Consider the following 22,284-nt stretch of genomic DNA (forward strand, 5'->3'; position numbering starts at 1 on the left):
TGTGCTGGTCCTGCTGGCCAAGGGCATCGTTCTGGCCGTACCCTTTGCCTACAAGGATGCGGTCGATTCCATGTCGAGCCCGGACAATCAGGCTGCCTTGGTCGCCATGGCACTCGTGCTCGCGTATGCGCTTGGCAGGTTTGCGGGCACCGCTTTCGACAACGTGCGCAACATCGTTTTCGAACGCGTCGGGCAGGAAGCAACGAGGCATCTAGCCGAAGATGTTTTCCACCGACTCCACCGTCTCTCTCTGCGCTTCCATCTCTCGCGCCGCACGGGCGAGGTGACCAAGATTATCGAACGTGGAACCAAGAGCATAGATTCGATGCTCTATTTCCTGCTGTTCAACATCGCCCCCACCATCATCGAACTGATCGCAGTAGGCGTGATCTTCTATATCAACTTCGGTCTGGGGCTGGTCACGGCCACCGCTTTTACCGTGGTCACGTATATAGTCGTTACCCGGCAGATCACCGAATGGCGCACCAAGCTCAGGCGCGATATGAACGATCTCGACGGCCAGGCGCTTTCGCGCGCAGTGGATTCCCTTCTCAACTACGAAACGGTGAAATATTTCGGGGCCGAGCGGCGCGAGGAGGCGCGATATGCAAAAGCGGCCCGCGCCTACAGCGAGGCGGCGATCAAATCCGATGCCTCGCTCGGCATGCTCAATATCGCGCAGGCTTTCATCACCAACGGCCTCATGGCCGGAGCCATGGCCTATACCGTATGGGGCTGGAGCCGCGGAGAGTTGACGGTGGGCGACCTCGTTTTCGTGAACACCTATCTCGTCCAGCTCTTCCGCCCGCTCGATCTGCTCGGGTTCGTATATCGGACGATCCGCCAGGGTTTGGTCGACATGGCCGAGATGTACAGGTTGATAGATACGCCCGTAGAGGTGCAGGACATACCGGGGGCTCCCGCCCTGATCGTGAAACGTCCTTCGATCACTTTCGACCATGTCGTTTTCGGATACGAACCCGAGCGTACTGTCCTTCACGGCCTTACCTTCGAGGTCCCGGCGGGTAGCCACGTGGCTATTGTCGGTCCGTCCGGCGCGGGCAAGAGCACGATCGCCCGGTTGCTGTTCCGTTTCTACGATCCGCAGAAAGGCCGCATCCTGATCGACGGGCAGGATATCTCCCGGGTCGCGCAGGACAGCCTGCGATCCCACATCGGTATCGTCCCCCAGGATAGCGTGCTGTTCAACGACACTATCGGCTACAACATCGCCTATGGTCGCGAGAATGCGAGCATCGAAGAGATCGAGCATGCGTCTCGCGCCGCGGCGATCATGCCGTTTATCGAGCGCTTGCCCGAAGGGTTCGAAACCGAAGTGGGCGAACGCGGCCTGAAACTTTCCGGCGGCGAGAAGCAGCGGGTCGCCATTGCGCGCACCCTGGTGAAAGATCCGCCGATCCTCCTGCTCGATGAGGCAACCAGCGCACTCGACAGCCGAACCGAGCAAGACATCCTACGCACGCTGAACAAGGTGAGCGAACACCGCACCACCCTCGCCATTGCGCACCGGCTGTCGACTATCGCAGATGCGGATCGCATCCTCGTGCTCGATCACGGGCGCCTGGCCGAGACCGGAACGCATCGCGAGTTGTTGAGTAAAGGCGAGCTGTATGCCGAGATGTGGGCTCGCCAGCAGGCGGAAGAAAGCGAGAGCGCGGCTGCTCCTGCCTAGCGGCTCCGAAGGAAGGACTCGGCGTCACGCCAGGAACCACAGGACCTATGGCAAGATGTCGAAGTGGTAAACATCCTCTCGCTTGCCGAGCTTCGTATAAAGCGCGACAGCTGGACCATCGACAGGATCGGCCTGAACATAGACCGCCCAGGCTCCGGCATGACGCGCAATGTCGCCAAGCACTTCGATCAGTTTCGTGGCCACGCCTTGGCGACGATGCAGCTCGTCGACCGCCAGATCGTAGATATAGAATTCCCGGCGGCCTTCGATCTTGTCGAGACGATAGGCGACCAGACCGCCAACCACCGCTTCCTCGTGCAAGGCCACGAGTGCGACATTCCTCTCGTCCCCGAGCCAGTCTGCACGTTGCCGAACTGACGCACCGGAACAGTCCAGGATGTCCGGATCGGGGAAGACCCGCGCGAAGAAGCGGTTCAGTTCGTCGAGCCGTTCCCCGTCCGACGGACCAAGGCGCGCATAATCCACCATGCTACAGGATGTACTTGCTCAGATCTGTATCACCGGCGAGGTCGTCTAGCCGTTCGCGGACATAGGCGGCATCGATGGTGATCGTCTCGCCTTTGTGTTCTTCAGCCTCGAAGCTGATGTCTTCGAGCAGACGTTCCATCACCGTCTGCAGCCTGCGGGCACCGATATTTTCGAGACTCTCGTTTACACGCGCAGCGATCTTGGCCACCTCGGCAATCGCCTCGTCGGTAATGTCGAGCGTGACGTCCTCGGTCCCGATCAAGGCCGTATACTGCTGCGGCAGATTGGCACGGGTTTCTGTCAGGATACGGACGAAATCTTCCTCCGTCAGCGCGCGCAGCTCCACACGGATCGGCAGGCGGCCCTGAAGTTCGGGGAGCATGTCCGAAGGTTTGGAGACATGAAAGGCGCCGCTTGCAATGAAGAGCACGTGGTCGGTCTTCATAGGTCCGTATTTGGTGGCGACCGTGGTGCCCTCGATCAGCGGCAACAGGTCGCGCTGCACACCTTCGCGGCTCACCGAACCGCCCCGCACATCGCTCACCGCGATCTTGTCGATCTCGTCGAGGAAGACGATGCCGTTGGTCTCCGCATTTTCCAGAGCAACGCGGTTCACATCGTCCTGGTCCATGCGTTTCTCGGCCTCTTCCTCCACCAGCCGGTCCCACGCATCGGGGACCTTCAGCTTCCGGCGCTTGAGATTTGACTTGCCCATCGCCTTGCCGAGCATGTCGGAAAGGTCGATCATGCCGACATTGCCGGGCATGCCTGGAATTTCCATATTGCCCGCCGGCTGATCCTTGACCTCGATTTCCACTTCGGTGTCGTTCATCGCGTTCTGGACCACGCGTTCGCGAAAGGCCTCGCGGGTCGCCTCGCTGGCGTTTTCGCCTACGAGGGCGTTCAGAAGCCGCTCCATCGCAGCCTGGCTGGCGCTTTCACGCACGGCCTCGCGGCGGCGCTCCTTCTCCAGCCGAATGGCTTCCTCGGCAAGGTCGCGAGCAATCTGTTCGACGTCGCGGCCGACATAGCCGACCTCAGTAAACTTGGTCGCTTCCACCTTTACGAAGGGCGCCTCAGCTAGCTTCGCGAGTCGACGGCTGATTTCGGTCTTGCCGCAGCCGGTGGGGCCGATCATCAGGATGTTCTTGGGCGTTACCTCGTCGCGCAGGTCACGGTCGAGCCGTTGGCGGCGCCAGCGGTTGCGCAGGGCCACGGCGACGGCGCGCTTGGCGTCCTTCTGACCGATGATGTGTTCGTCGAGAGCGGCGACGATCGCCTTGGGGGTCAAATTGTCCATGAAATCTTTCAGACCGCTGGTTAGACGGTTTCTAGGGTCACATTGCCATTGGTGAAAACGCAGATGTCGGCGGCGACTTGCATCGCCTTGCGCGCGATAACCTCGGGATCGTCCTCATATTCGGAGATCGCCTTGGCTGCAGCCAGCGCATAGTTCCCGCCCGAACCGATTGCGGTGATCCCGCCTTCGGGTTCGAGTACGTCACCATTGCCGGTGAGGACGAGGAGATTCTCCTTGTCCGCCACGATCATCAAGGCTTCGAGATTGCGCAGGTATTTGTCGGTGCGCCAGTCCTTGGTCAGTTCGACCGCAGCACGCAGCAACTGGCCACTATACTGCTCGAGCTTCTTCTCGAGCCGTTCGAACAGGGTGAAGGCATCGGCGGTCGCCCCGGCAAATCCGGCAACGACCTTGCCGCTCTCTCCGATCCGGCGGACCTTGCGGGCATTGGGTTTCATCACCGTATTGCCCATGGAGACCTGCCCGTCCCCCGCAATGACGATCCGGTCGCCCTTGCGAACGCCGATAATGGTGGTTCCGTGCCACTGGGTCAGCCCATGGCGATTGTCCTGATCACTCATGCCGCGCGATATGGGGTGTGCGGCATGGGGGTCAAGACGCGTTCAGGTGCCGGGGCCGCCCGCGCCGCCCTGCCCGCCGAGACCCGGCTGGCCGACCGTGCCGATGTTTCCGAACAGGTCTTCGAGGAAGCCTCGCTCCCGGCCCAGGGTCGGCGTCTCGTCGCCATCTGGCGTGAGATAGACCACCTGATCGAGCCCGGATCGCTCTGCCGAAACAACGTCACCGTCCGGACCGAACTTTACCGCCAGAACCTGGTGCGCCTGGACGCGAGGCTTGACGAAAGGTTTGCGGCCCGTCGTCGACGACACGTAGTACCATGTCGGATCGCCGAACTGGCTGGTGAAAGTCGGGCGGCCCAGTGTCATTTCGACGCTGCGTTGGTTGTCGATCCCCGGCTGCACCGAATTCAACAAGATATTGTCCACCACATAACCGCGCGATTCGCGGATAGAGGAGCATGCGCCCATCGTAAGGCCGGTTGCGACCAGCAAGGTGGCGCCAAGGATTTTCGTGGTCCTCATGGGAACTTCTTCAACTCCGTATCTCCGGCGCGCTTGGCCTGTGCGACCTCGCACCCTATATGCGCGAGCGACGCCCTAAACCGCTGCGCCGCAGCTTGCAACGTGCGTGTGATTGCGCGGTGGGGATGGCGGTTTGAATTGCCGCTGAACGAACCGGAACGAAAGCTCTATCCGATGTCCCTATTCGCCCGCCTTTTCGGCACCCAGCAAGACCCGCGAGAAGAGTGGCGCCCGCTCTGGCACACTATCGTCGAACAGGCGCGAGAGCCGGATTGGTATCGCATGTGCGGTGTTGCCGACACCGTCGAGGGCCGGTTCGACATGATCACACTCGTGCTCAGTCTCGTCATGCTGAAAATGGAACAGGATGAAGAACTGGCACCGCAAACCGCACTCGTCACCGAACTCTTCGTCGAAGACATGGAAGGCCAGCTACGCGAAGCGGGGATCGGCGATCCCACGGTAGGCAAGAAGATCGGCAATCTCATGAGCAGCATGGGCGGCCGCTTGGGGACATACCGGCAAAGGCTGGCGGACGAGGATCGCGCCGCGCTTGCCGAAGCGCTGAAGCGCAATGTCACCATGGCTCAGGAGGACGAGGCGGAGGCACTGGCCGAACGCATGATCAGGCTGCACAAGCGACTCCGGCGCAGCAGCGCGGAACAGCTTCGGGCCGGAGAGATTGCGGCATGAGCGAAGGCAATGAACTCGTCCGGTTGATCAGGCCGCGGGCCCTGCCGGCTACAAAAATGATCGTGGAGGCGAACGAAGCGGAGTGCGCCGCGCTTGCGAAGCGTTTCGGCGTCACTGCGATTCACTCCCTCGGCGCGGAAGTCGATTTCGGCAACCGGGACGAAGCCGTGCTGGTCGACGGGATTCTCACCGCGACGATCGAACAACCCTGCGCCGTTACGCGTGAAAGTCTTACCTATGAGGTTACCGAGCCCTTTTCCTTGCGCTTCGTCCCAGCTGGCCAGACGCCCGAATATGAAGAGGACGAGGAATTCGAGCTGACCGAAGAGGAACTCGACGAGGTCGAATATGAAGGCGACAGCTTCGATCTCGGTGAGGCAATCGCTCAGACCCTGGGCCTTGCAATCGACCCATATCGCGAAGGTCCCGACGCAGATGCGGTGCGCAAGGAAACCGGTATCCAGAGCGACGAGGCCTCCCAACCCAGTGGTCCTCTGGCCGAAGCGCTGGCGGCGCTCAAGAAAGGTTGAGTGGACTCGCCGGGCGATTCTCACGAAGGGGAGGTAGGAAGGCCAATCGAACCGGCTGGGTATGCCGGAACGTAAATGGATGCTGACGTGTTCGAACAACCATGACCGACACCCGCATAGAAACCGATTCCATGGGCGAGGTCCGCGTGCCCGCAGAACGCCTGTGGGGCGCTCAGACCCAGCGCTCGCGGGAAAATTTCCGCATTGGCGAGGAGCGCATGCCGCGCGAACTGATCCACGCTTTGGGACTGGTGAAATGCTCCGCTGCGGTCGCCAACCGGAAGCTCGGCCTGCTCGACGATGCGGTTGCCGTGGCAATCCAGCAGGCGGCGCAGCGCGTCGCTTCGGGCGAGCTTGACGAGAACTTCCCCCTGTCCGTCTGGCAGACAGGGTCGGGCACGCAAACCAACATGAACGCGAACGAGGTTATCGCCAATCTCGTCAATCAGTCGCTTGGCGGAGAACTGGGTAGCAAGACGCCCGTCCATCCCAATGATCACGTCAACAAAAGCCAGTCCTCGAACGATACCATCCCCACCGCGATCCATGTCGCGGCCGTCCTGGCACTCAGCGAGACGCTGATACCGGCACTTGAAGCCATGCTCGCGGAGCTGGAGGTCAAGACGAAAGCCTGGAGCGATCTGGTCAAGATCGGCCGTACGCATACACAGGATGCAGTGCCTCTCACGCTGGGTCAGGAGTTCTCCGGCTATGCGCAGCAGGTGCGCGCCGGCATCGAGCGCATCGCGCAAGTTCTGCCCGGCCTGCTCGAAATAGCGCAGGGTGGCACCGCCGTCGGAACCGGACTAAATGCCCCTCATGACTTCGGGCAGTTGGTGGCCGAAGAACTGGCACAAGCGACCGGGCACCCTTTCACCTGTGCGCCGAACCACTTCGAGGCTCTGGCCGGCCAGGACGCATTGGTCTTCGCTCATGGTGCGCTGAACACGCTGGCTGCGAGCCTTTACAAAATCGCCAACGACATCCGCCTGCTCGGCTCCGGCCCGCGGTCGGGCCTGGGCGAACTCGCCCTCCCCGCCAACGAACCGGGCAGCTCCATCATGCCGGGCAAGGTCAATCCGACCCAGGTCGAGGCCCTGACGCAGGTCTGCGCGCAGATCTTCGGCAATCACGCGGCGATCACCTTTGCGGGCAGCCAGGGACAATTCGAGCTCAACGTCTATCGCCCGCTGGTGGCGTATAATTTCCTCCAGTCGGTCAGGCTTCTCGCAGATGCCTCGCGGAGCTTCACCGATCACCTCCTCAAGGGGCTCGAACCCCGGCGGAAGAATATTGCCGCAGGAGTCGAGAACTCACTTATGCTGGTAACGGCCCTCGCGCCGGAGATCGGCTACGACAAAGCGGCCGAAATCGCCAAGCGCGCCCATTCGGAAGGTTCGACACTTCGCGAGGCGGCCATAGCCAGCGGCTTCGTGAGCGAAGCGGACTACGACCGCATCGTGCGTCCCGAGGACATGGTCGGTCCGACCGTTTGAAACACTTCGCTCGCGAGACTAGCGAGACCCACTTTCCCGATGACCGAGATGCCCGCAATCGCAGGCTTCGGCGTCTTTGCAAGAAATCGGTCGTGGGTTGAAATCAAGGTCGGCGGGGTAGGGAATCGCAGTAGTTAAGCGCCCGCATACAGCACCGGATTTAAGCCAGCTATTGCCTCCGATCAGCGCTGCGTATCCGGATTGGAAGAAACGCCTCCGTCTACAGAACCGCCGCCAAGGGCCACGAATAACGTCGCGCGATTTTGCAGCCAGGCACGCTGGATGGCGAGCAATTGCTGCTGTGCGCTGAACAGATTGCGTTCCGCATCGAGGACTTCGAGATAGTCGGCGACCCCTTCGCGATAGCGCAAACGGGCTATTCGGGCGATATCTTGCTGCGCCTCCACGGCGGCTTCAAGTGTAACCAGCTGTTCGGCGAGATAACGCCGCCCGGCGAGACCGTCCGATACCTCGCGGAAGGCAGTCTGCACAGTACGGTCGTAATTCGCGACCTGCTCTATTTCGAGCGCCTTTGCCAGGTCCAGATCGGCCTCCCGGGCGCCCCAGTCGAAAATGGGAAGCGAGATCGTCGGGCCGAAGCTCCAGCCCAGCCCATCAGATGAGAACAATCCGTCGAGACTATTCGACGACAAGCCCGCGCTGCCGGTAAGCGAGATCGTCGGGAAGAATGCCGCCCTTGCCGCTCCGATATTGGCCCGTGCCGCGCGCAGCTGTTCTTCGGCTGCAATGATATCGGGGCGCACCAGCAGCAATTCCGATGGCAAGCCGGCTGCAAGGCGGCGACCGTCAGCCTGCTCGGCAAGGCTCATTCCATCGGGTAGTGAACCCGGTATCGTCCCGCCAACCAGAACAGCGAGCTGATTGCGCAATTGCGCCAACGCCAATTTCTCGCTGGCCAACTGCTGTTCCGCCTGCGTCAGCAGGGTCTCCGCCTGGCGATAGGGGAGCGCAGACGTCACCCCGTTGTCGAGACGTAGCCGTGCGATCCGCAGGCCTTCGCGCCTGCTCTCTGCCGTCGCCTCTGCGAGTGCGATCTGCTCTTCGGTTTCGACGATTTCGAAATAGGTCGTCGCTGTGTCGGCAATCAGCGAGAGGTAAAAGGCCCTCTGCGCCGCCGCTGTGGCCAGGTATTCCGCGCGGGCAGTTTCACTCAGGCTGGCAATGCGCCCCCAGAAATCGAGCTCGAACGTACTTATTCCCACACCGATATCGAAGCGGTTGGCGGTTATCGCATCCGGCGCTCCTTCGACATCGCCAACATCCAGCGCAGGATTGGCCGACAGCGGCTGGCGGGACCGGATCGCGCTGCCATCCGCGACGAGTGTCGGCAGCTGGCGACTGTCCTGGATCCGATAACGCGCGCGTGCCTGCTCCACCCGGGCGGTGGCAGCGAGAAGGTCGCGATTGTTTTCGAGCGCGCTGGCGATGAGGGCCTGAAGCCGCGGATCGCCGAACCAATCGCGATACGAAAGCTGCGAGGCGACGACAGTCCCGTCGGGCGCATATTCCGGATCGAACGCCGGTGCCGTCGCGGGCTCCGGACGGGTGTGCTCGGGAGCCATGCTGGCGCAGGCGCCAAGCAGGCTGGAACTGATCGCCAACGCGAGCAGGGATTTCATCGATCGCTTCATGGAGCGGGTTCTCCTTTCGTGTCGGCGTCCCGCCCAATTTCGGGCCCTCCGGTCTGGCCCGCGGCGCTATCATCGTGACCGCCGGTTGCGACCGGCTGTTTGCGGCTGACGTTGCGACGCACCAGGAGGTACAGCATAGGTATCAGGAAAATGCCGAGGACCGTCGCGGCAATCATCCCGCCCATCACGCCAGTTCCCACGGCTATACGGCTGGCTGCACCGGCACCGCTCGCCAGAACCAGTGGAACCATGCCCATGGTAAAGGCCAGCGAGGTCATGATGATCGGACGCAGGCGCAGGCGCGCGGCCGCCTTCACCGCGTCGATCCGCCTCAGCCCGCGTTCTTCTTCCTCGATCGCGAATTCCACGATGAGGATGGCGTTCTTCGCGGCCAGGCCGATGATGGTGATCAATCCGACGTTGAAATAGACGTCTGCGGACAATCCCCGCAGCATAGAGAACAGCACGGCACCAAGTACGCCCATCGGAACGATCAGCAACACGGCCAGCGGGACTGCCCAGCTTTCGTACAAGGCGGCAAGCACCAGGAAGACCACAACTACCGACAGGCCAAGCAAGAGCCCGATCTGTCCACCGGCCTGCTTTTCCTCGTAGGAAATGCCGGTCCATTCATAGCCGATGCCCTGCGGCAATTGCTCTGCCAACCGCTCCATCTCTTCGAGCGCGGCTCCGGAAGATTCACCGGGTGCCGCCATGCCGGAAAGGGTCATGGCCGGATAGCCGTTGTAGCGCGCCAGGCTGGCAGGAGCGGCAGACCATTCGGCAGAAGCAAAAGCGCTGAACGGCACGAGCTGTCCTTCTGCATTCGGAATACGCAGCGACAAAACGTCTTCAGGCGTCATACGATAGGGTGCATCTGCCTGTACCAACACTTGCAACACACGTCCGTCGCGGTTGAAATCGTTGGCATAGGCCGAGCCGAAGGTGATCGACAGGGCCGCGTTCACTTCGGACAGAGACAGGCCGAGGGCTCGCGCCTGCACGCGGTCGATCTCAAGCGAGAGTTCGGGGCTGGGTCCCTGGTCTTCCGGCCGCAAATTGGCGATTAGCGGGCTTTGCGATGCCATGCCGAGCAATTGGTCGCGCGCGCCCGCAAGCGCTTCGCGGCCCAGTCCGGCTCGGTCCTGCAGCTTCAATGTGAAGCCGCTTGCCTGACCGAGCGACTGGATCGCCGGTGGCTGGATGACGAAAGCGATAGCACTGTCCAGCTGGCTAAAAGTGCCCATCGCCTGGCCGAGAATTTCGTCCGCAGCGCTACCCGCGGCGGTCCGTTCTTCCCAGGGCTTGAAGGACGCGAACATGATCGCGTTGTTCTGACCCTGCCCGAAGAAGCTGAAACCGCGCACGACGACGAGGTTCTCGACCTCTTCGCGAGCCATCCAGAAATCGGTGATCGGCTCGAGCGCTTCGTCGGTCCGCTCCTGCGTGGCTCCAGGCGGTGCCTGGACCGCGGTGATCAGGAAACCCTGGTCTTCAGTCGGGAGGAAGGCCGACGGAAGCCGCATGAACAAGAGAATCGTCACTGCACCCAGGGCCAGGAATACCGCGAAGGCCCGCCAAGGACGCGACAGGATGCGATCGTTGGCACGGCCATACTTCTCCTGCATCCGCGCAAACCAGCGGTTGAATCGACCGAAAAAACGTGAAGCGGCATTGCGTGCGCGGGCAAGGTGGCCGCGCCAGCCCGGTTGCTGTTCGGCCTCCGTGTCGAGCGGCATCTCGTCGTCCTCGCCATGACCTTTTGCGATCGGCTTCAGGAAGGTGGCGCAAAGTGCCGGGGTCAGGGAAAGGGCCAGGAACGCCGAGAAGAATATGGCGATGGCAAGCGTTACCGAGAACTGACGATAAATGCCGCCGGTCGAGCCGGGAAAGAATGCCATCGGCACGAAAACTGCGATCAGAACCAGCGTGATACCGATTATCGCCCCGGTAATCTGGCCCATCGCCTTTCGCGTTGCCTCCAGCGGCGAAAGGCCCTCCTCACGCATGATGCGTTCTACATTCTCGATCACGACGATCGCATCGTCGACCAGGATACCGATGGCCAGTACCATGCCGAAGAGTGAAAGCACGTTGATCGAAAAGCCGAACAGCCACAGGCCGAGGCAGGCCCCCGCCAGTGCGATGGGAACCACCAGCGTCGGAATCAGGGTGGCACGCCAGTTCTGCAGGAACAGGAACATCACCAGGAAAACCAGCACCATGGCCTCGACCAGGGTCTTTACCACTTCTTCGACCGACGCCTCGACAAACGGGGTCGTGTCGTAAGGGATCGACCATGCGACATCGCCGGGAAGTCCAGGCGCGATCTCGCCCAGGCGCTCTTTCACGCCCTCCGCCGCTGCCAGCGCGTTGGCGCCGGTTCCCAGCTGGATCGCCATACCGGCCATGGGCCGGCCATTCAGGCTGGTCGAGGTGGCGTAGCTCTGTGCACCGATTTCGACCCGCGCGACTTCGCCCAGCCGAACCACCGCCGCGCCCGAATTGGCACGCAGAATGATGTTTTCGAATTCCTCGACTGTCGTGAAGCGGCCTTCGGTCGAGATAGTGGCATTGATCTGTTGCCCATCTGCCAATGGCGTGGCGCCGATCGAGCCGCCTGCGGTCTGCGCATTCTGTTCGCGAATGGCGGCAAGTACCGCGCTTGGCGAGAGATTGTAGGAAGCCAGCGCTTCGGGATCCAGCCAGATGCGCATGGCATATTGCGAGCCGAACAGCGTCACATCGCCGACCCCGTTCACGCGGCGGAGTTCATCCACCACCTGCGTCGCGGCGATATTGCCGAGATCGGTCGTGGTCAGTTCGCCGCTTTCCGAGGTCAGAGCCACGATCATGAGGAAGCCGGCGTTCGCCTGGCGCACGGTGATACCCTGTCGCCGCACCTCTTCGGGCAATCGTGCCTCGACTGTGCTCAGCCGGTTCTGCACCTCGGTCTGCGCGATGTCGATATCCGTTCCCGCCTCGAAGGTCAGCGTGATGCTCGCCGCTCCATTCGAACCGCTGGACGAGGACATGTATAGGAAGCCCTCCACCCCGTTGAGCTGCTGCTCGATAACCTGGGTGACGTTCTCTTCGAGCGTCTCGGCATCCGCCCCGGGATAAACGACGCTGATGGTCAGCGATGGCGGGGCGACTTCGGGATATTGTTCGATCGGAAGCGCCCGCAAGGCGATGAAACCCGCCAGCAGGATACCGAGCGAAACCACCCAGGCGAAAATCGGCCTGTCGATGAAGAACCGAGCCATGGTCTATTGCGCCCCACGATCGGTTTGAGCGGGAGCTTTCGCGGGCTTGTTTTGCCCTGTCGGCGTGTTCGACACTTTGACCGGTACGCCGGGCCGAATTTTCTGAAGGTTGCTGGTGATGACGACATCGCCCGGGCGCAGTCCGCTTTCGACAATCCAGCTTCCATCGACCATCGCACCCAGCCTGATGGGCCGGATTGCAGCCATGCCTTCGCGGTCGATCACGAATACGGTTCCGCCTTCCTCGGTCAGGGTCACGGCGCGCTGCGGCACGGTCAGGCCATTCTGGACCTCGCCGGCATAGATCTGCGCGCGCACGAATTCGCCCGGCAGAAGGAGGCGCTGCGGATTGGGGAATTCGGCGCGCAGTTCCACGGTGCCGGTCTGCTCGTCGACCGAGAATGCGAGGAAGTCGATATAGCCGAGGACCGGATATTCGGTCCCGTCGCTGAAAGTCAGACGCACCTCTACGCGATCGTTTTCGTCCAGGTCGATATCGCCTGCCGCTATTGCCCGACGCAACTTGAGCACTTCGCTCGCGGCCTGGGCGAAGCTGACATAGACCGGAGAAATCTGTTCGATCCGGGTCATCAGCGTGCCTTCCGCCTGGCTGACAAGTGCGCCTTCGGTGACCTGCGCCCGACCGGCCCGCCCTGCGATCGGCGCACGGACGGTCGTATATCCCAGCTGTAGCGACGCCGATTCGAGCTGTGCGCGGATTTGCGCGACATTCGCCTCGGCCTCACGCGAAGCTGCGAGTGCAGCATCGTATTCCTGGCCGCTGATGGCATTTTCATCGACCAGCGGGCGATAACGTTCGACTACAGCCCGGGCGTTCGCCGCAGTGGCGCGCGCCCGGGCGAGCGCGGCCTGCGTCTGGGCATAGCTGGCACGCAATTCCCGTGGGTCTATGCGGAACAGCGGCTGGCCTGCGCGGACATCCGTTCCTTCCTCATAGAGTTGTTCCTGGACGATACCGGTCACCCGGGCGCGCACTTCGGCGACGCGCACCGGTTCCACGCGACCGGGCAGCTCGATGATATTGGGCACGGCCTTGCTGGACACGGTTATGGTCTTGACCGGGATCGGCTGCTGTTCGGGAGGCGCTTCTCCCGGGGAGCAGGCAGACAGGAGGAGGCAAGCGGCCAGGCCGGCGAGAATTTGCTTCATGATGAAGTGGCTTTCAGTCAGCTTTTGTGCAGGTGCGAAGGTGTAATAGTGATTACACACTTGTCATGCAACCCGTTATCGTAGAGCCCTATAAAAATGATCGAACACGCAGAATGCTGCCGTCTCGACCGCAGGAAACGCGCGGTAATAGATGCCGCGCGCGCCCTTTTCGTTGAACAAGGTTTCGAACGTACGACACTCGGCGACATCGTCGAACGTGCCGGGGGATCGTTGGCGACAGTCTACAAACTCTTTGGAAACAAGGACGGACTGCTCGAAGCAGTGGTCTTCGAGAAGGCTTCTTCGGGCGAGGCGCTGATTCGGGAGGCGGTGGAAGAAGGCGGCCCGCCAGCCCGAATATTGCATCGTCTCGCCGAACTCTTACGCGGACATTTCCTCGATCCCGAAACCGTCGCGCTGATTCGCATCGTGATTGCGCGCAGTATCAACGACCGCGAGTTCGCCCGGAAATTCTTCGAACGCACGGCGACCCGGACCCGCCATTCTCTCGAGCGGATGTTCTCATCATGGCAAGATGACGGCGTCGGTATGAATTTCGATCCGCCGATGCTCGCGGAAATGTTCCTTGGCCTATTCGTGAGCGACATCCATTCCGAAGCGATCAGCCACGGTATCGGCGTCGATCACTCGCCGGAACGGCTCCGCGCCCGGACAGACTTCTTCATCACCGGTGCGGGCTTACCATCCGAATAAAGTCGGCAGATTCGTCATCCGACTCGATAATGCCGGAAATCAGAACGGAATATCGTCGTCCAGATCGTCGTAGTTCGAACCGCCGCTGGAGCCGCCGGACTGGCCGCCACCACTGCGCCAGTTGTCGCCGCCGCCCGAAGACTGGTTACCGCCGTAATCACCGCTGCGCGGACCGCCGCCACCTGATCCGCCGCCCTGCGCACCGTCGAGCATGGTCAGCGTGCCATTCAGGCCGCGCAGCACGACTTCGGTCGAATAGCGATCGTTACCCTGCTGGTCCTGCCATTTGCGCGTCTGGAGCTGGCCTTCGATATAGACCTTGCTGCCCTTGCGCAGGAAACGTTCGACCACGCCGATCAAACCTTCGGAGAAGATCGAGACGGTATGCCATTCGGTGCGTTCCTGCTTTTCGCCGGTGTTGCGATCCTTCCAGGTTTCGCTGGTGGCGACGCGCAGGTTCGCGACCTTGCCACCGTTCTGGAAGCTGCGGATTTCCGGGTCTGCGCCCAGATTCCCGATCAGCATGACTTTGTTGAGGCTACCGGCCATCGAATCGTTCCTTCGTGATTACTTGCGCATGGCCTAACCGAGGCGGCGGTCCGGTTCCAGTTCGCAGAAAGGCGTTTCCACCGGAGCGGAGCTAAAGCCCGAGGCTGACCGCAATCCAATAGGTGGCACCTGCTGCAACCCATGCGAGCGCGAAGAGGTAGACCACCATCACCGTCGGCCATTTCCACCCGTTGGTTTCCCGCCGCGCCACCGCGATGGTCGACAGGCACTGCGGCGCAAAGACGAACCACGCAAGGAAAGCGAGCGCCGTGGGAAGGCTCCACAGGGCTGCGATCTTTTCGGTAACGCCCTGGGCTGCGACTTCCTCGTCTTCGGCATCGACCGCATAGGTTGTCGCCAGAGCCGAGACGGCCACTTCGCGCGCGGCGATTGCGGGAACCAGCGCCAGGCTCATCTCGCGGTTGAAGCCGACCGGTTCGAGGACGGGATGCAGCGTGTCGGCGACAACCCCTGCATAGCTAGCATCGAGCTGGCTTTCGCCCGGTTCGGCCTGCGGGAAACTCAACAGCACCCACAGGGCGATGGTCGCCATGAAGATGATCGTACCGGCGCGGCGCAGGAATACCCAGGCGCGTTGCCAAAGCCCGATGGCAAGGTCCCTTATCCGCGGCATCTGGTAACGCGGCAACTCCATGATGAAGCCCGATGCAGTACCCTTGGTGACGGTACTGCGCAGCACCAGTGCGACCACCATCGCTCCGACAATTCCGGCAACATAAAGCGCGAAGAGAACCAGCCCCTGCAACCCGACGCCGGGTCCGACCGTGGTCTGCGGGATGACTGCTGCGATGATGACTGCATAGACCGGCAGGCGCGCCGAACAGGTCATTAGCGGTGCGATCAGGATCGTGGTCAGCCGGTCCTTCGGATCGCTGATGCTGCGTGTCGCCATGATGCCGGGAATGGCGCAGGCGAAGCTGGAGAGCAGCGGAATGAAGCTCTTTCCGGAAAGGCCGACGCCGGCCATCAACCGGTCCATCAGGAAGGCCGCACGCGCCATGTATCCGCTTGCCTCCATCACGAGGATGAACGCGAACAGGATCACGATCTGCGGCAGGAAGACGACGACCGAGCCGACGCCCGCCAGCACGCCCTCCGTCAGAAAATCGCGTGCCAGCCCCGGCCCCATGGCTGCAATGACGCCTTCGGACATTGCGCCCACGCCGCCTTCGAGCGCGTCGGCAAATGGCGTCGCCCAGGCGAAAACCGCCTGAAAGATCACGAACAGCAGGCCGAACAGGATTACCGGCCCGATCCATGGATTGAGCAATATTCTGTCGACGCCGTTCTCGATCGTATGGCGCGTCGATTTTGAAAGGATCGCTCCGCGCGCCATGTGCTTGGCGGAAAGTCGCCGCTCCGGCAGCGTCAGGTGCCAGCGGGTGTGTGCTTCCTCATGCGCGTGGGTCTCCGCCTCCGCAATCGCGGCACGCAGTTCCTCGATACCGCGGCGACGCACCGCGACGGTCGGGATTACCGGAACACCGAGCGCTTCCGAAAGAGCGGCCGGATCGAGTGTCAATCCGTCGCGTTCGGCGAGGTCGACCATGTTGAGCGCGACCACGGTCGGCCGCCCAAGCTCGAGCACTTCCTGCGCAAAGACGAGGTGCTGTTCGAGGTTCGCGGCATCGATCACGATCACTAGGACATCGGGAACGGCTTCGCCTTCGAATGTGCCCTTCACGACATCACGCGTTACCGCTTCGTCGGGACTGGCAGCATCGAAACTGTAGGAACCGGGCAGGTCGAGCAGTTCGACCGGTTCGCCGCTGGGCAGCGCCAGGCGTCCTGCCTTACGTTCGACCGTAACCCCGGCATAGTTGGCAATCTTCTGGCGGGCCCCAGTGAGCGCGTTGAACAGCGCCGACTTGCCCGAGTTAGGGTTGCCGACGAGAGCGGCGGTCAGTTTCCGGCTCATACCGCCTCCACCGAGATCGCGTGCGCGTGCACGCGGCGAATGGCGACTGTCATGTTGCCCAGACGCATGGCAATCGGATCGCGACCTCCGAATACCCCGCGATGAAGGATGGCCACTTCCGCACCTTCATCGATTCCAAGTGCCTGAAGCCGCTTGGCCTCATCCTCGGCGAGGCTGGTCCAGTCCACGCCCGTTATGCGCGCGTTACGTCCGCTTTCGAAACCGTCCAAAGTCATGAGCCGCCCCTGTCAGATCGGTCGATCTATTGCAACCGATTATCAATAGCGGCTCAGCGAGCCGGATAGCGAAGTCTGCCCAGAAAACGGGTGATGCTGAAGGTCTCGCGATCGGGATAGAGCCACTTCGCCTTCGCCTTTTCGAACTTCATCACACCGTCGATTCGCCGATCGAGAAAGGCGCGGGTTTCGGCCTTGCCCTCGCTCGTATCGTCCACGAACACAGCCAGCGTTGCCCCATAGATCGAGGCCAGGATCGCCCGCTTGGTATAGTGATTGTAGTCGGTCGCGGTATCGCCTGCCAGCCGCCACATCATATCCGCGGTGCGCCAGCCACGCTTGGTCGACTGCGCAACGTTCTGCGGCATGGCCATGATGGCAAGTGCGCGGCGCAAGGCCTCTTCCTGCCCGGCCACCGCATCGAGCCGGAACTGGACGAGCGCGCGGATTCGTTCGCGAATCTTCATCGGAGCGACGACGTCTTCGGGAAAGGCTGCCGCCATCGCGATATCGACGGCCTCGATCCAGGCGAAAACCATATCGATCGGGCCACCCTTGAAGGCCAGCCGGGCCACATTGACATCGGCCCCCATTTGCTGCGCCGCCATGGTCACCGCCTCATCGGTCCAGCCATCGAATATCGCGGCGTCGGCGATGGCGGGGGCCAGCGCGAGACGGAGTTCGTCGAGCGTCAGATCGGCTATGTCGGGTGCGGCTTCGGCCATCAATTGGGACCGTAGGTTTCGGCGTCGCCTTCATCGGCACCTTCGGCTTTTTCGATGGCCTCGAGAACGCCGGAACGCGCTCCCATCAGCGCAGCATAGTCTCGCGCGGACCGGCCGGAATTATCCGTTCGGTCGGGATTTGCGCCATTCTTGACGAGCATCTCGATCATCTTCAGATCACGGCGATGGACGGCGCTGATGAGCGGGGTTTCACCTGTGGAGTCGGACACGTCGATGTCGGCCCCGCCCTGAACAAGCCGCTCGACCCCTTCGATAAAGCCGAGCTGTGCGGCAATCTGTATGGGATAGACTCCGTTTTTGTCCGCAATGTCGGGATTGGCGCCGCGCTGGAGGAGGAACTTCACCCAGGTCAGGTCCCGCCTCTGTACGACCGCATGCAGCGCGGTCTCGCCCGTGGTCACTTCGCGCGCATTGACGATGGTCGTACCCGGCTCGTCGAGCATCTGCGTTGCGACCGTTCCGTCACGATCGCGGACGGCCTTGATGAACTTGTAACCGTCGCTCTGGAATTGTGCGGCCAACGGACTTGCCAGCATGGCCAGCCCGGCGCCTGCGATGACCAAACCCCGTTTCACCACGATTATACGCACAGCGACAGTTCTCCGTTTCGATTATTCGCAACAAGCTTGAGGGCGTCCCCTTGAACAGACGCCGTTAGCAGACCATGAACCACCCTGTCATGCGCTTTACCAACCTCGCCGCCCCCATCGCCATTGCCGCGCTCATGCTGACCGCATGTTCGCAGGAAACGCAAACTACCGGTTCAGAAGCCCCGCCGCTCGAAGGCGCGGCCATTGGCGGCGATTTCACGCTGACGGGAGAGACCGGCGAACCGGTCAGCTTCTCCGATTTCGACGGGCAGTATCGCACCGTCTATTTCGGCTATGCCTATTGCCCGGACATCTGCCCGACGGACAACCAGCGGGCCATGGCCGGGCTCAAACGGTTCGAGGAGGAAAGCCCCGAGCTCGGCGCCAAGGTCCAGCCGCTCTTCGTCAGCATCGATCCGGATCGTGATACGCCCGAAGTCCTCACCGAATTCACCGATGCCTTCCACCCGCGCCTGATCGGCATGACGGGGACGAAGGAACAGCTTGATGCCGCAGCCAATGCCTTTGCCGTCTACTACAGCCGGGGCGAGGAAACGGAATCGGGCGGATATCTGATGGACCATTCCAACATCACCTATCTCTTCGGGCCCGACGGAAACCCGCTGGCAATGCTGCCGACCGACGAAGGGCCCGATGCGGTGGCTGCGGAACTGGCGAAATGGGTGCGTTGAGGGAACGCTTCTGGGAACGCCCCCTGTCCGATCTTTCGCGCGAGGAATGGGAGGCCTTGTGCGATGGCTGCGGGCGGTGCTGCCTGCACAAGGTCGAATATGAAGACACGGGCGAGATCGAGGAAACCAACGTCGCCTGCAGCCTGCTCGACTGCCAGACCGCGCGCTGCAAGGACTACAGGCACCGCAAGGCCTTCGTCCCCGATTGCCTGCGCCTGACGCTCAAGCTGGTCGACCGGGTGCCCTGGCTGCCCGACACCTGCGCCTATCGCAGGCGGGCGGAAAACCGGCCGCTGCCCCGCTGGCATTACCTGATATCGGGCGATCGCGAAGCCGTGATCCGCGCGGGCGTTTCCGTGGCCGGGCGGGTGATCAGCGAGAACGAGGCGGGCCCTCTCGAGCATCATATCGTCGAATGGGGCGATGGCGAGAATTGCGGCGAGGAAGACGCCGCATGATCGAATGGCTGCGCGACTGTAAGCTGGAGCCGCAGATCGAGATCGCCGGACGCATCCTGCCGATCGAATTGCGACGCCATGCGACTGCCCGCCGCCTAACGCTCCGCCTCGCTCCGGATGGCAGCAAGGTGAAGATCACCCTGCCACGCTGGTGCGCTACGAAGGAAGCGATCGCCTTCGCCCATGCACGGACCGAATGGCTGGCGAGCCAGCTGGCCAAGGTTCCCGAGCCTCGCGATCCGGTTGCCGAGCGCGCCCTGGATTATCGCGGAGAGCGAATAGCCATCGAGTGGCGCGCCGACGCGCCGCGCAAGTCTTCCATGGACGGGGACCGCCTGATCGTCGGCGGACCGGAGGAAACTCTTGGGAAACGCCTTGCCCGGTGGCTGGAGCAGCAGGCGCTCGCCCTGTTCGAGGAAGACGCCGCCTTCTATTGCGGGCGCGCCGGACTTCCTCCTGCTCCCGTCCGCCTGACCCGGGCGCGCCGCCGCTGGGGAAGCTGTTCGAGCGAAGGCGTCCTCCGCCTCAACTGGCGGCTGGTACAGGCACCCGACCATGTTCGCCGCTCGGTCGTGGCACACGAAGTCGCCCACCTCGTCCATTTCGATCATTCGCCCGCGTTCCACGCGCTGCTGGACCGAATCTACGAGGGCGAGATCGACGCCGCCAATAGCTGGCTTTCGCAGCGCGGACGCGCACTCTACGCCAGCTTCAGCTAGCGGAAAGCCGCGAAGGCTACTATCGTCGGCCTATGCGCTTTCGAACGAGATTCAATGCAGCCGGCGGGATCGCCGATTTCTGGAACGAGTGGAAGAAGCCGACGCCCTATCGCTGGCCGATCCTTGCCGCCTCCTTCGCCATGACCGGGACCTTGTTCTTCTGGCTGACCAAGGAAGAATATTACTATCCGCCCGAGGTGCCGCAGGTCACCTATATCACGACCTTCGCCGAAGGCCGGACCGACGAGGAAATCCGCCAGTCGAACATCGAGAACCAGCGCCGCAAGGATGAACTCGAGGCAGAGCGCGCGCGTATCGAACAGCGCCGGCGCGACCTCTACAAGAGCCTTGGGGCGGCAACCGGTCTCGATGTCGAGGCGATGGAGGCCGAAGCGGAGGCCGAACGCGCTGCGGAAGAACGGGCCGAACGTGAACGGCTGGCAGAACTTTTCGGCGAAAGCGACGATCAGACGGACGGCACGGTTGAAACCGCAGGTGAGTGATCTGCGCTGGCTGGAGGCTGCGGCCCGGCTCGCATCGCGCGCGCGCGCGCAGTCCCGCCCCAACCCCGCGGTAGGCTGCATCCTCGTGAAGGACGCCCGCGTGATCGGGCGCGGCTGGACGCAAGAGGGCGGCAGACCCCATGCAGAAGCCATGGCGCTCCGGCAGGCTGGCGAAGGCGCAGCGGGAGCCACCGCCTATGTCACGCTCGAACCCTGCGCCCACCGCTCGGATCGCGGCCCTGCCTGTGCCGACCTGCTGGTCGAAGCCGACGTCGCACGCGTGGTCATCGGGGCGCAGGATCCCGATCCGCGGACTGCCGGGGAAGGTATCGCCCGGCTCCGCGCCGCCGGGATCGAAGCGAGCCTTCTTCCCTCGCCCCAGGTCGAGAGCAGCCTCGCAGGCTATTTCACCCGGGCGCGACATGGCCGGCCCTTCGTCACGCTCAAGCTCGCCATGTCGCTCGACGGCTGCATCGCGCTTGCCGACGGGTCCAGCCAGTGGATCACTGGCGAGGAAGCCCGCGCGCATGTCCATTCGCGCCGCGCCATGAACGATGCGATCCTTGTCGGCGGGGCGACCTGGCGGCACGACCGGCCCCGCCTCGACGTGCGCCTGGACGGTCTGCAGGATCGCAGCCCCCGGCGCGTCCTGCTGACCCGCGGCATTCCGCCAGACGGGGTGAAGGTCATCAACGCTCCGGCGCAGATCGCAACGCTTGGCGATGTGCAATATCTCTATGTCGAAGGCGGCGCGGGTGCGGCGGCCAGCTTCCTCTCCGCAGACCTAGTCGACCGACTGGAAATCTACCGTGCACCGATCCTGCTCGGCAAGGGAATGCCTGCGCTGGGCGACATCGGGCTGCAAAGCCTCGCCGCGGCGCACGGCCGCTGGCAGCAGGTGGAGAGCCGCCAGCTTGGCAGCGACAGCTTCACCGCCTATCGCCGCACCAGACAGGAGGCTTAGCGCAGATATGTTCACCGGCATCGTCACCGCCATCGGTACCATCGAAAGCGTCGAGCAGCGCGGCGATACACGCATCCTCGTGGCCTGCCCCTTCGATCCCGGCGCGATCGAAATCGGCGCCTCCATCTCCTGCTCTGGCGTGTGCCTCACCGTGGTCACGCTGGGCGGCGAAAAAGGCGCTGCGCGGATCGGCTTCGACGTTTCGGGCGAAACAGTCTCCCGCACAGTGCGCGGCATGTGGGAAGAAGGCCGCAGGCTCAATCTCGAACCCGCGCTGCGCCTCGGCGACGAACTCGGCGGCCACCTGGTCACCGGCCATGTCGACACCGTTGGGGAAGTGGTCGCGAAGAATGAAAAGGGCGGCTCCTGGCAGCTCGCCATCCGCATCAGCCGCGCCTTCGCTCCCTTCGTGGCGGAAAAGGGCTCGATCACCGTCGATGGCGTCTCGCTGACCGTCAACGACCTGCGCGACCGCAGCGACGGCACCTGCGACTTCTCGCTGAACGTCATCCCCCACACCGCCGAAGTGACGACGCTGGGCGGTCTGGCGCAAGGCGACCGCGTCAACCTTGAGATCGACGTGCTGGCAAGGTATCTGAAGCGGATGCAGAGCTTGGCGGGATAACGTCAGGCAAGGACGACGCCTCTAGCAAACTGGCTGCATTGCACGAATTCTCGCCAAAACCTGCCTGTCAGCTAACGACATGTGTGGACGGCTCTCCGTTGGCAAGGGATAATTTGAACTGAGCTTAGCTTGTTGAGGCGCCCATGTGTCCGGCCTT

Annotated in this window: 23 protein-coding genes (1 of these 23 running past the window's edge); 11 read left to right on the forward strand and 12 right to left on the reverse strand. The window is 62.4% G+C overall.

The window, feature by feature from the left end; genetic code table 11:
• On the forward strand, window positions 1-1,693 hold the 3' portion of the coding sequence (locus tag K3180_RS07605; RefSeq protein WP_221539578.1) for an ABCB family ABC transporter ATP-binding protein/permease. 128 nt of this gene lie to the left of the window's left edge; the window shows 1,693 of its 1,821 coding nt (coding positions 129-1,821); the start codon falls outside the window, past its left edge; the stop codon is at window positions 1,691-1,693.
• A 45-nt stretch (window positions 1,694-1,738) separates the two neighbouring features.
• Here K3180_RS07605 and K3180_RS07610 read toward each other — a convergent pair whose 3' ends face one another.
• From K3180_RS07610 to K3180_RS07625, 4 genes are read right to left on the reverse strand one after another with little or no spacing between them, the layout of a single operon-like run.
• A complete protein-coding gene (locus K3180_RS07610; protein WP_221539580.1) occupies window positions 1,739-2,182 on the reverse strand; it encodes a GNAT family N-acetyltransferase in 444 nt (147 codons plus the stop codon).
• A 1-nt stretch (window position 2,183) separates the two neighbouring features.
• Window positions 2,184-3,482: an ATP-dependent protease ATPase subunit HslU gene (hslU, locus tag K3180_RS07615; protein ID WP_221539582.1), complete on the reverse strand. Its 1,299-nt coding sequence runs from the start codon at window positions 3,480-3,482 to the stop codon at window positions 2,184-2,186.
• A gap of 20 nt (window positions 3,483-3,502) precedes the next feature.
• Window positions 3,503-4,063 (reverse strand): ATP-dependent protease subunit HslV, encoded by a 561-nt coding sequence (hslV, locus tag K3180_RS07620; protein ID WP_282098544.1) that lies wholly within the window; start codon window positions 4,061-4,063, stop codon window positions 3,503-3,505.
• Window positions 4,064-4,105: 42 nt separating this feature from the next.
• Complete coding sequence (locus K3180_RS07625) at window positions 4,106-4,585, reverse strand: outer membrane protein assembly factor BamE (RefSeq protein ID WP_221539584.1); 480 nt, start codon at window positions 4,583-4,585, stop codon at window positions 4,106-4,108.
• Window positions 4,586-4,759: 174 nt separating this feature from the next.
• On the opposite strand from K3180_RS07625, the gene K3180_RS07630 reads away from it, so the two are divergent.
• The 3 genes from K3180_RS07630 (at window position 4,760) to fumC (ending at window position 7,304) form a co-directional block, all read left to right on the forward strand.
• Window positions 4,760-5,278 carry a ubiquinol-cytochrome C chaperone family protein gene (locus tag K3180_RS07630; protein WP_221539585.1) on the forward strand — a complete coding sequence of 173 codons (519 nt, stop codon included), beginning with the start codon at window positions 4,760-4,762 and terminating at the stop codon, window positions 5,276-5,278.
• Window positions 5,275-5,808, forward strand: coding sequence for a YceD family protein (locus K3180_RS07635; protein ID WP_221539587.1), 534 nt, complete (start codon window positions 5,275-5,277; stop codon window positions 5,806-5,808). The genes K3180_RS07630 and K3180_RS07635 overlap by 4 nt, the downstream gene beginning before the upstream one ends.
• Before the next feature lie 101 nt (window positions 5,809-5,909).
• On the forward strand, window positions 5,910-7,304 hold the full coding sequence (gene fumC, locus K3180_RS07640; protein WP_221539589.1) for a class II fumarate hydratase: 1,395 nt from the start codon (window positions 5,910-5,912) through the stop codon (window positions 7,302-7,304).
• A 182-nt stretch (window positions 7,305-7,486) separates the two neighbouring features.
• Here fumC and K3180_RS07645 read toward each other — a convergent pair whose 3' ends face one another.
• The 3 genes from K3180_RS07645 to K3180_RS07655 are packed head-to-tail and all read right to left on the reverse strand — an operon-like array spanning window position 7,487 to window position 13,392.
• Entirely contained in the window at window positions 7,487-8,956 is a 1,470-nt protein-coding gene (locus K3180_RS07645; protein WP_247710393.1) for an efflux transporter outer membrane subunit, read from the reverse strand.
• Complete coding sequence (locus K3180_RS07650; protein WP_221539591.1) at window positions 8,953-12,222, reverse strand: efflux RND transporter permease subunit; 3,270 nt, start codon at window positions 12,220-12,222, stop codon at window positions 8,953-8,955. The genes K3180_RS07645 and K3180_RS07650 overlap by 4 nt, the downstream gene beginning before the upstream one ends.
• Before the next feature lie 3 nt (window positions 12,223-12,225).
• Window positions 12,226-13,392: an efflux RND transporter periplasmic adaptor subunit gene (locus K3180_RS07655; protein ID WP_221539593.1), complete on the reverse strand. Its 1,167-nt coding sequence runs from the start codon at window positions 13,390-13,392 to the stop codon at window positions 12,226-12,228.
• A gap of 96 nt (window positions 13,393-13,488) precedes the next feature.
• Between K3180_RS07655 and K3180_RS07660 the strand changes: the two genes are divergently transcribed.
• Window positions 13,489-14,106, forward strand: a complete 618-nt coding sequence (locus K3180_RS07660) for a TetR/AcrR family transcriptional regulator (protein WP_221539595.1) — start codon at window positions 13,489-13,491, stop codon at window positions 14,104-14,106.
• Between the two features lie 39 nt (window positions 14,107-14,145).
• Here K3180_RS07660 and ssb read toward each other — a convergent pair whose 3' ends face one another.
• The 5 genes from ssb to K3180_RS07685 form a co-directional block, all read right to left on the reverse strand.
• Window positions 14,146-14,655 (reverse strand): single-stranded DNA-binding protein, encoded by a 510-nt coding sequence (gene ssb, locus K3180_RS07665; protein ID WP_221539597.1) that lies wholly within the window; start codon window positions 14,653-14,655, stop codon window positions 14,146-14,148.
• A gap of 91 nt (window positions 14,656-14,746) precedes the next feature.
• Window positions 14,747-16,594, reverse strand: a complete 1,848-nt coding sequence (feoB, locus tag K3180_RS07670) for a ferrous iron transporter B (RefSeq protein ID WP_221539599.1) — start codon at window positions 16,592-16,594, stop codon at window positions 14,747-14,749.
• Window positions 16,591-16,830: a FeoA family protein gene (locus tag K3180_RS07675; protein ID WP_160728739.1), complete on the reverse strand. Its 240-nt coding sequence runs from the start codon at window positions 16,828-16,830 to the stop codon at window positions 16,591-16,593. Before K3180_RS07675 ends, feoB begins: the two co-directional genes overlap by 4 nt.
• Window positions 16,831-16,883: 53 nt before the next feature.
• Window positions 16,884-17,555 carry a COQ9 family protein gene (locus tag K3180_RS07680; RefSeq protein WP_221539601.1) on the reverse strand — a complete coding sequence of 224 codons (672 nt, stop codon included), beginning with the start codon at window positions 17,553-17,555 and terminating at the stop codon, window positions 16,884-16,886.
• Complete coding sequence (locus K3180_RS07685) at window positions 17,555-18,151, reverse strand: ankyrin repeat domain-containing protein (RefSeq protein WP_345719447.1); 597 nt, start codon at window positions 18,149-18,151, stop codon at window positions 17,555-17,557. The genes K3180_RS07680 and K3180_RS07685 overlap by 1 nt, the downstream gene beginning before the upstream one ends.
• 89 nt (window positions 18,152-18,240) lie before the next feature.
• Between K3180_RS07685 and K3180_RS07690 the strand changes: the two genes are divergently transcribed.
• The 6 genes from K3180_RS07690 to K3180_RS07715 are packed head-to-tail and all read left to right on the forward strand — an operon-like array spanning window position 18,241 to window position 22,127.
• The gene (locus K3180_RS07690; RefSeq protein ID WP_221539603.1) at window positions 18,241-18,858 is read left to right on the forward strand and encodes an SCO family protein; all 618 of its coding nucleotides are present in this window, start codon (window positions 18,241-18,243) and stop codon (window positions 18,856-18,858) included.
• The gene (locus K3180_RS07695; protein ID WP_221539605.1) at window positions 18,846-19,316 is read left to right on the forward strand and encodes a YcgN family cysteine cluster protein; all 471 of its coding nucleotides are present in this window, start codon (window positions 18,846-18,848) and stop codon (window positions 19,314-19,316) included. The genes K3180_RS07690 and K3180_RS07695 overlap by 13 nt, the downstream gene beginning before the upstream one ends.
• Window positions 19,313-20,035, forward strand: a complete 723-nt coding sequence (locus K3180_RS07700; protein ID WP_221539607.1) for a M48 family metallopeptidase — start codon at window positions 19,313-19,315, stop codon at window positions 20,033-20,035. Before K3180_RS07695 ends, K3180_RS07700 begins: the two co-directional genes overlap by 4 nt.
• A gap of 32 nt (window positions 20,036-20,067) precedes the next feature.
• A complete protein-coding gene (locus tag K3180_RS07705; protein ID WP_221539609.1) occupies window positions 20,068-20,538 on the forward strand; it encodes a hypothetical protein in 471 nt (156 codons plus the stop codon).
• Window positions 20,531-21,502, forward strand: coding sequence for a bifunctional diaminohydroxyphosphoribosylaminopyrimidine deaminase/5-amino-6-(5-phosphoribosylamino)uracil reductase RibD (ribD, locus tag K3180_RS07710; RefSeq protein ID WP_221539641.1), 972 nt, complete (start codon window positions 20,531-20,533; stop codon window positions 21,500-21,502). The genes K3180_RS07705 and ribD overlap by 8 nt, the downstream gene beginning before the upstream one ends.
• A gap of 7 nt (window positions 21,503-21,509) precedes the next feature.
• Window positions 21,510-22,127 (forward strand): riboflavin synthase, encoded by a 618-nt coding sequence (locus K3180_RS07715; RefSeq protein WP_221539611.1) that lies wholly within the window; start codon window positions 21,510-21,512, stop codon window positions 22,125-22,127.
• Window positions 22,128-22,284 lie beyond the last annotated feature (157 nt).

This window comes from Qipengyuania huizhouensis, from assembly GCF_019711635.1.
GTDB classification, from domain to species: Bacteria; Pseudomonadota; Alphaproteobacteria; order Sphingomonadales; family Sphingomonadaceae; genus Qipengyuania; species Qipengyuania huizhouensis.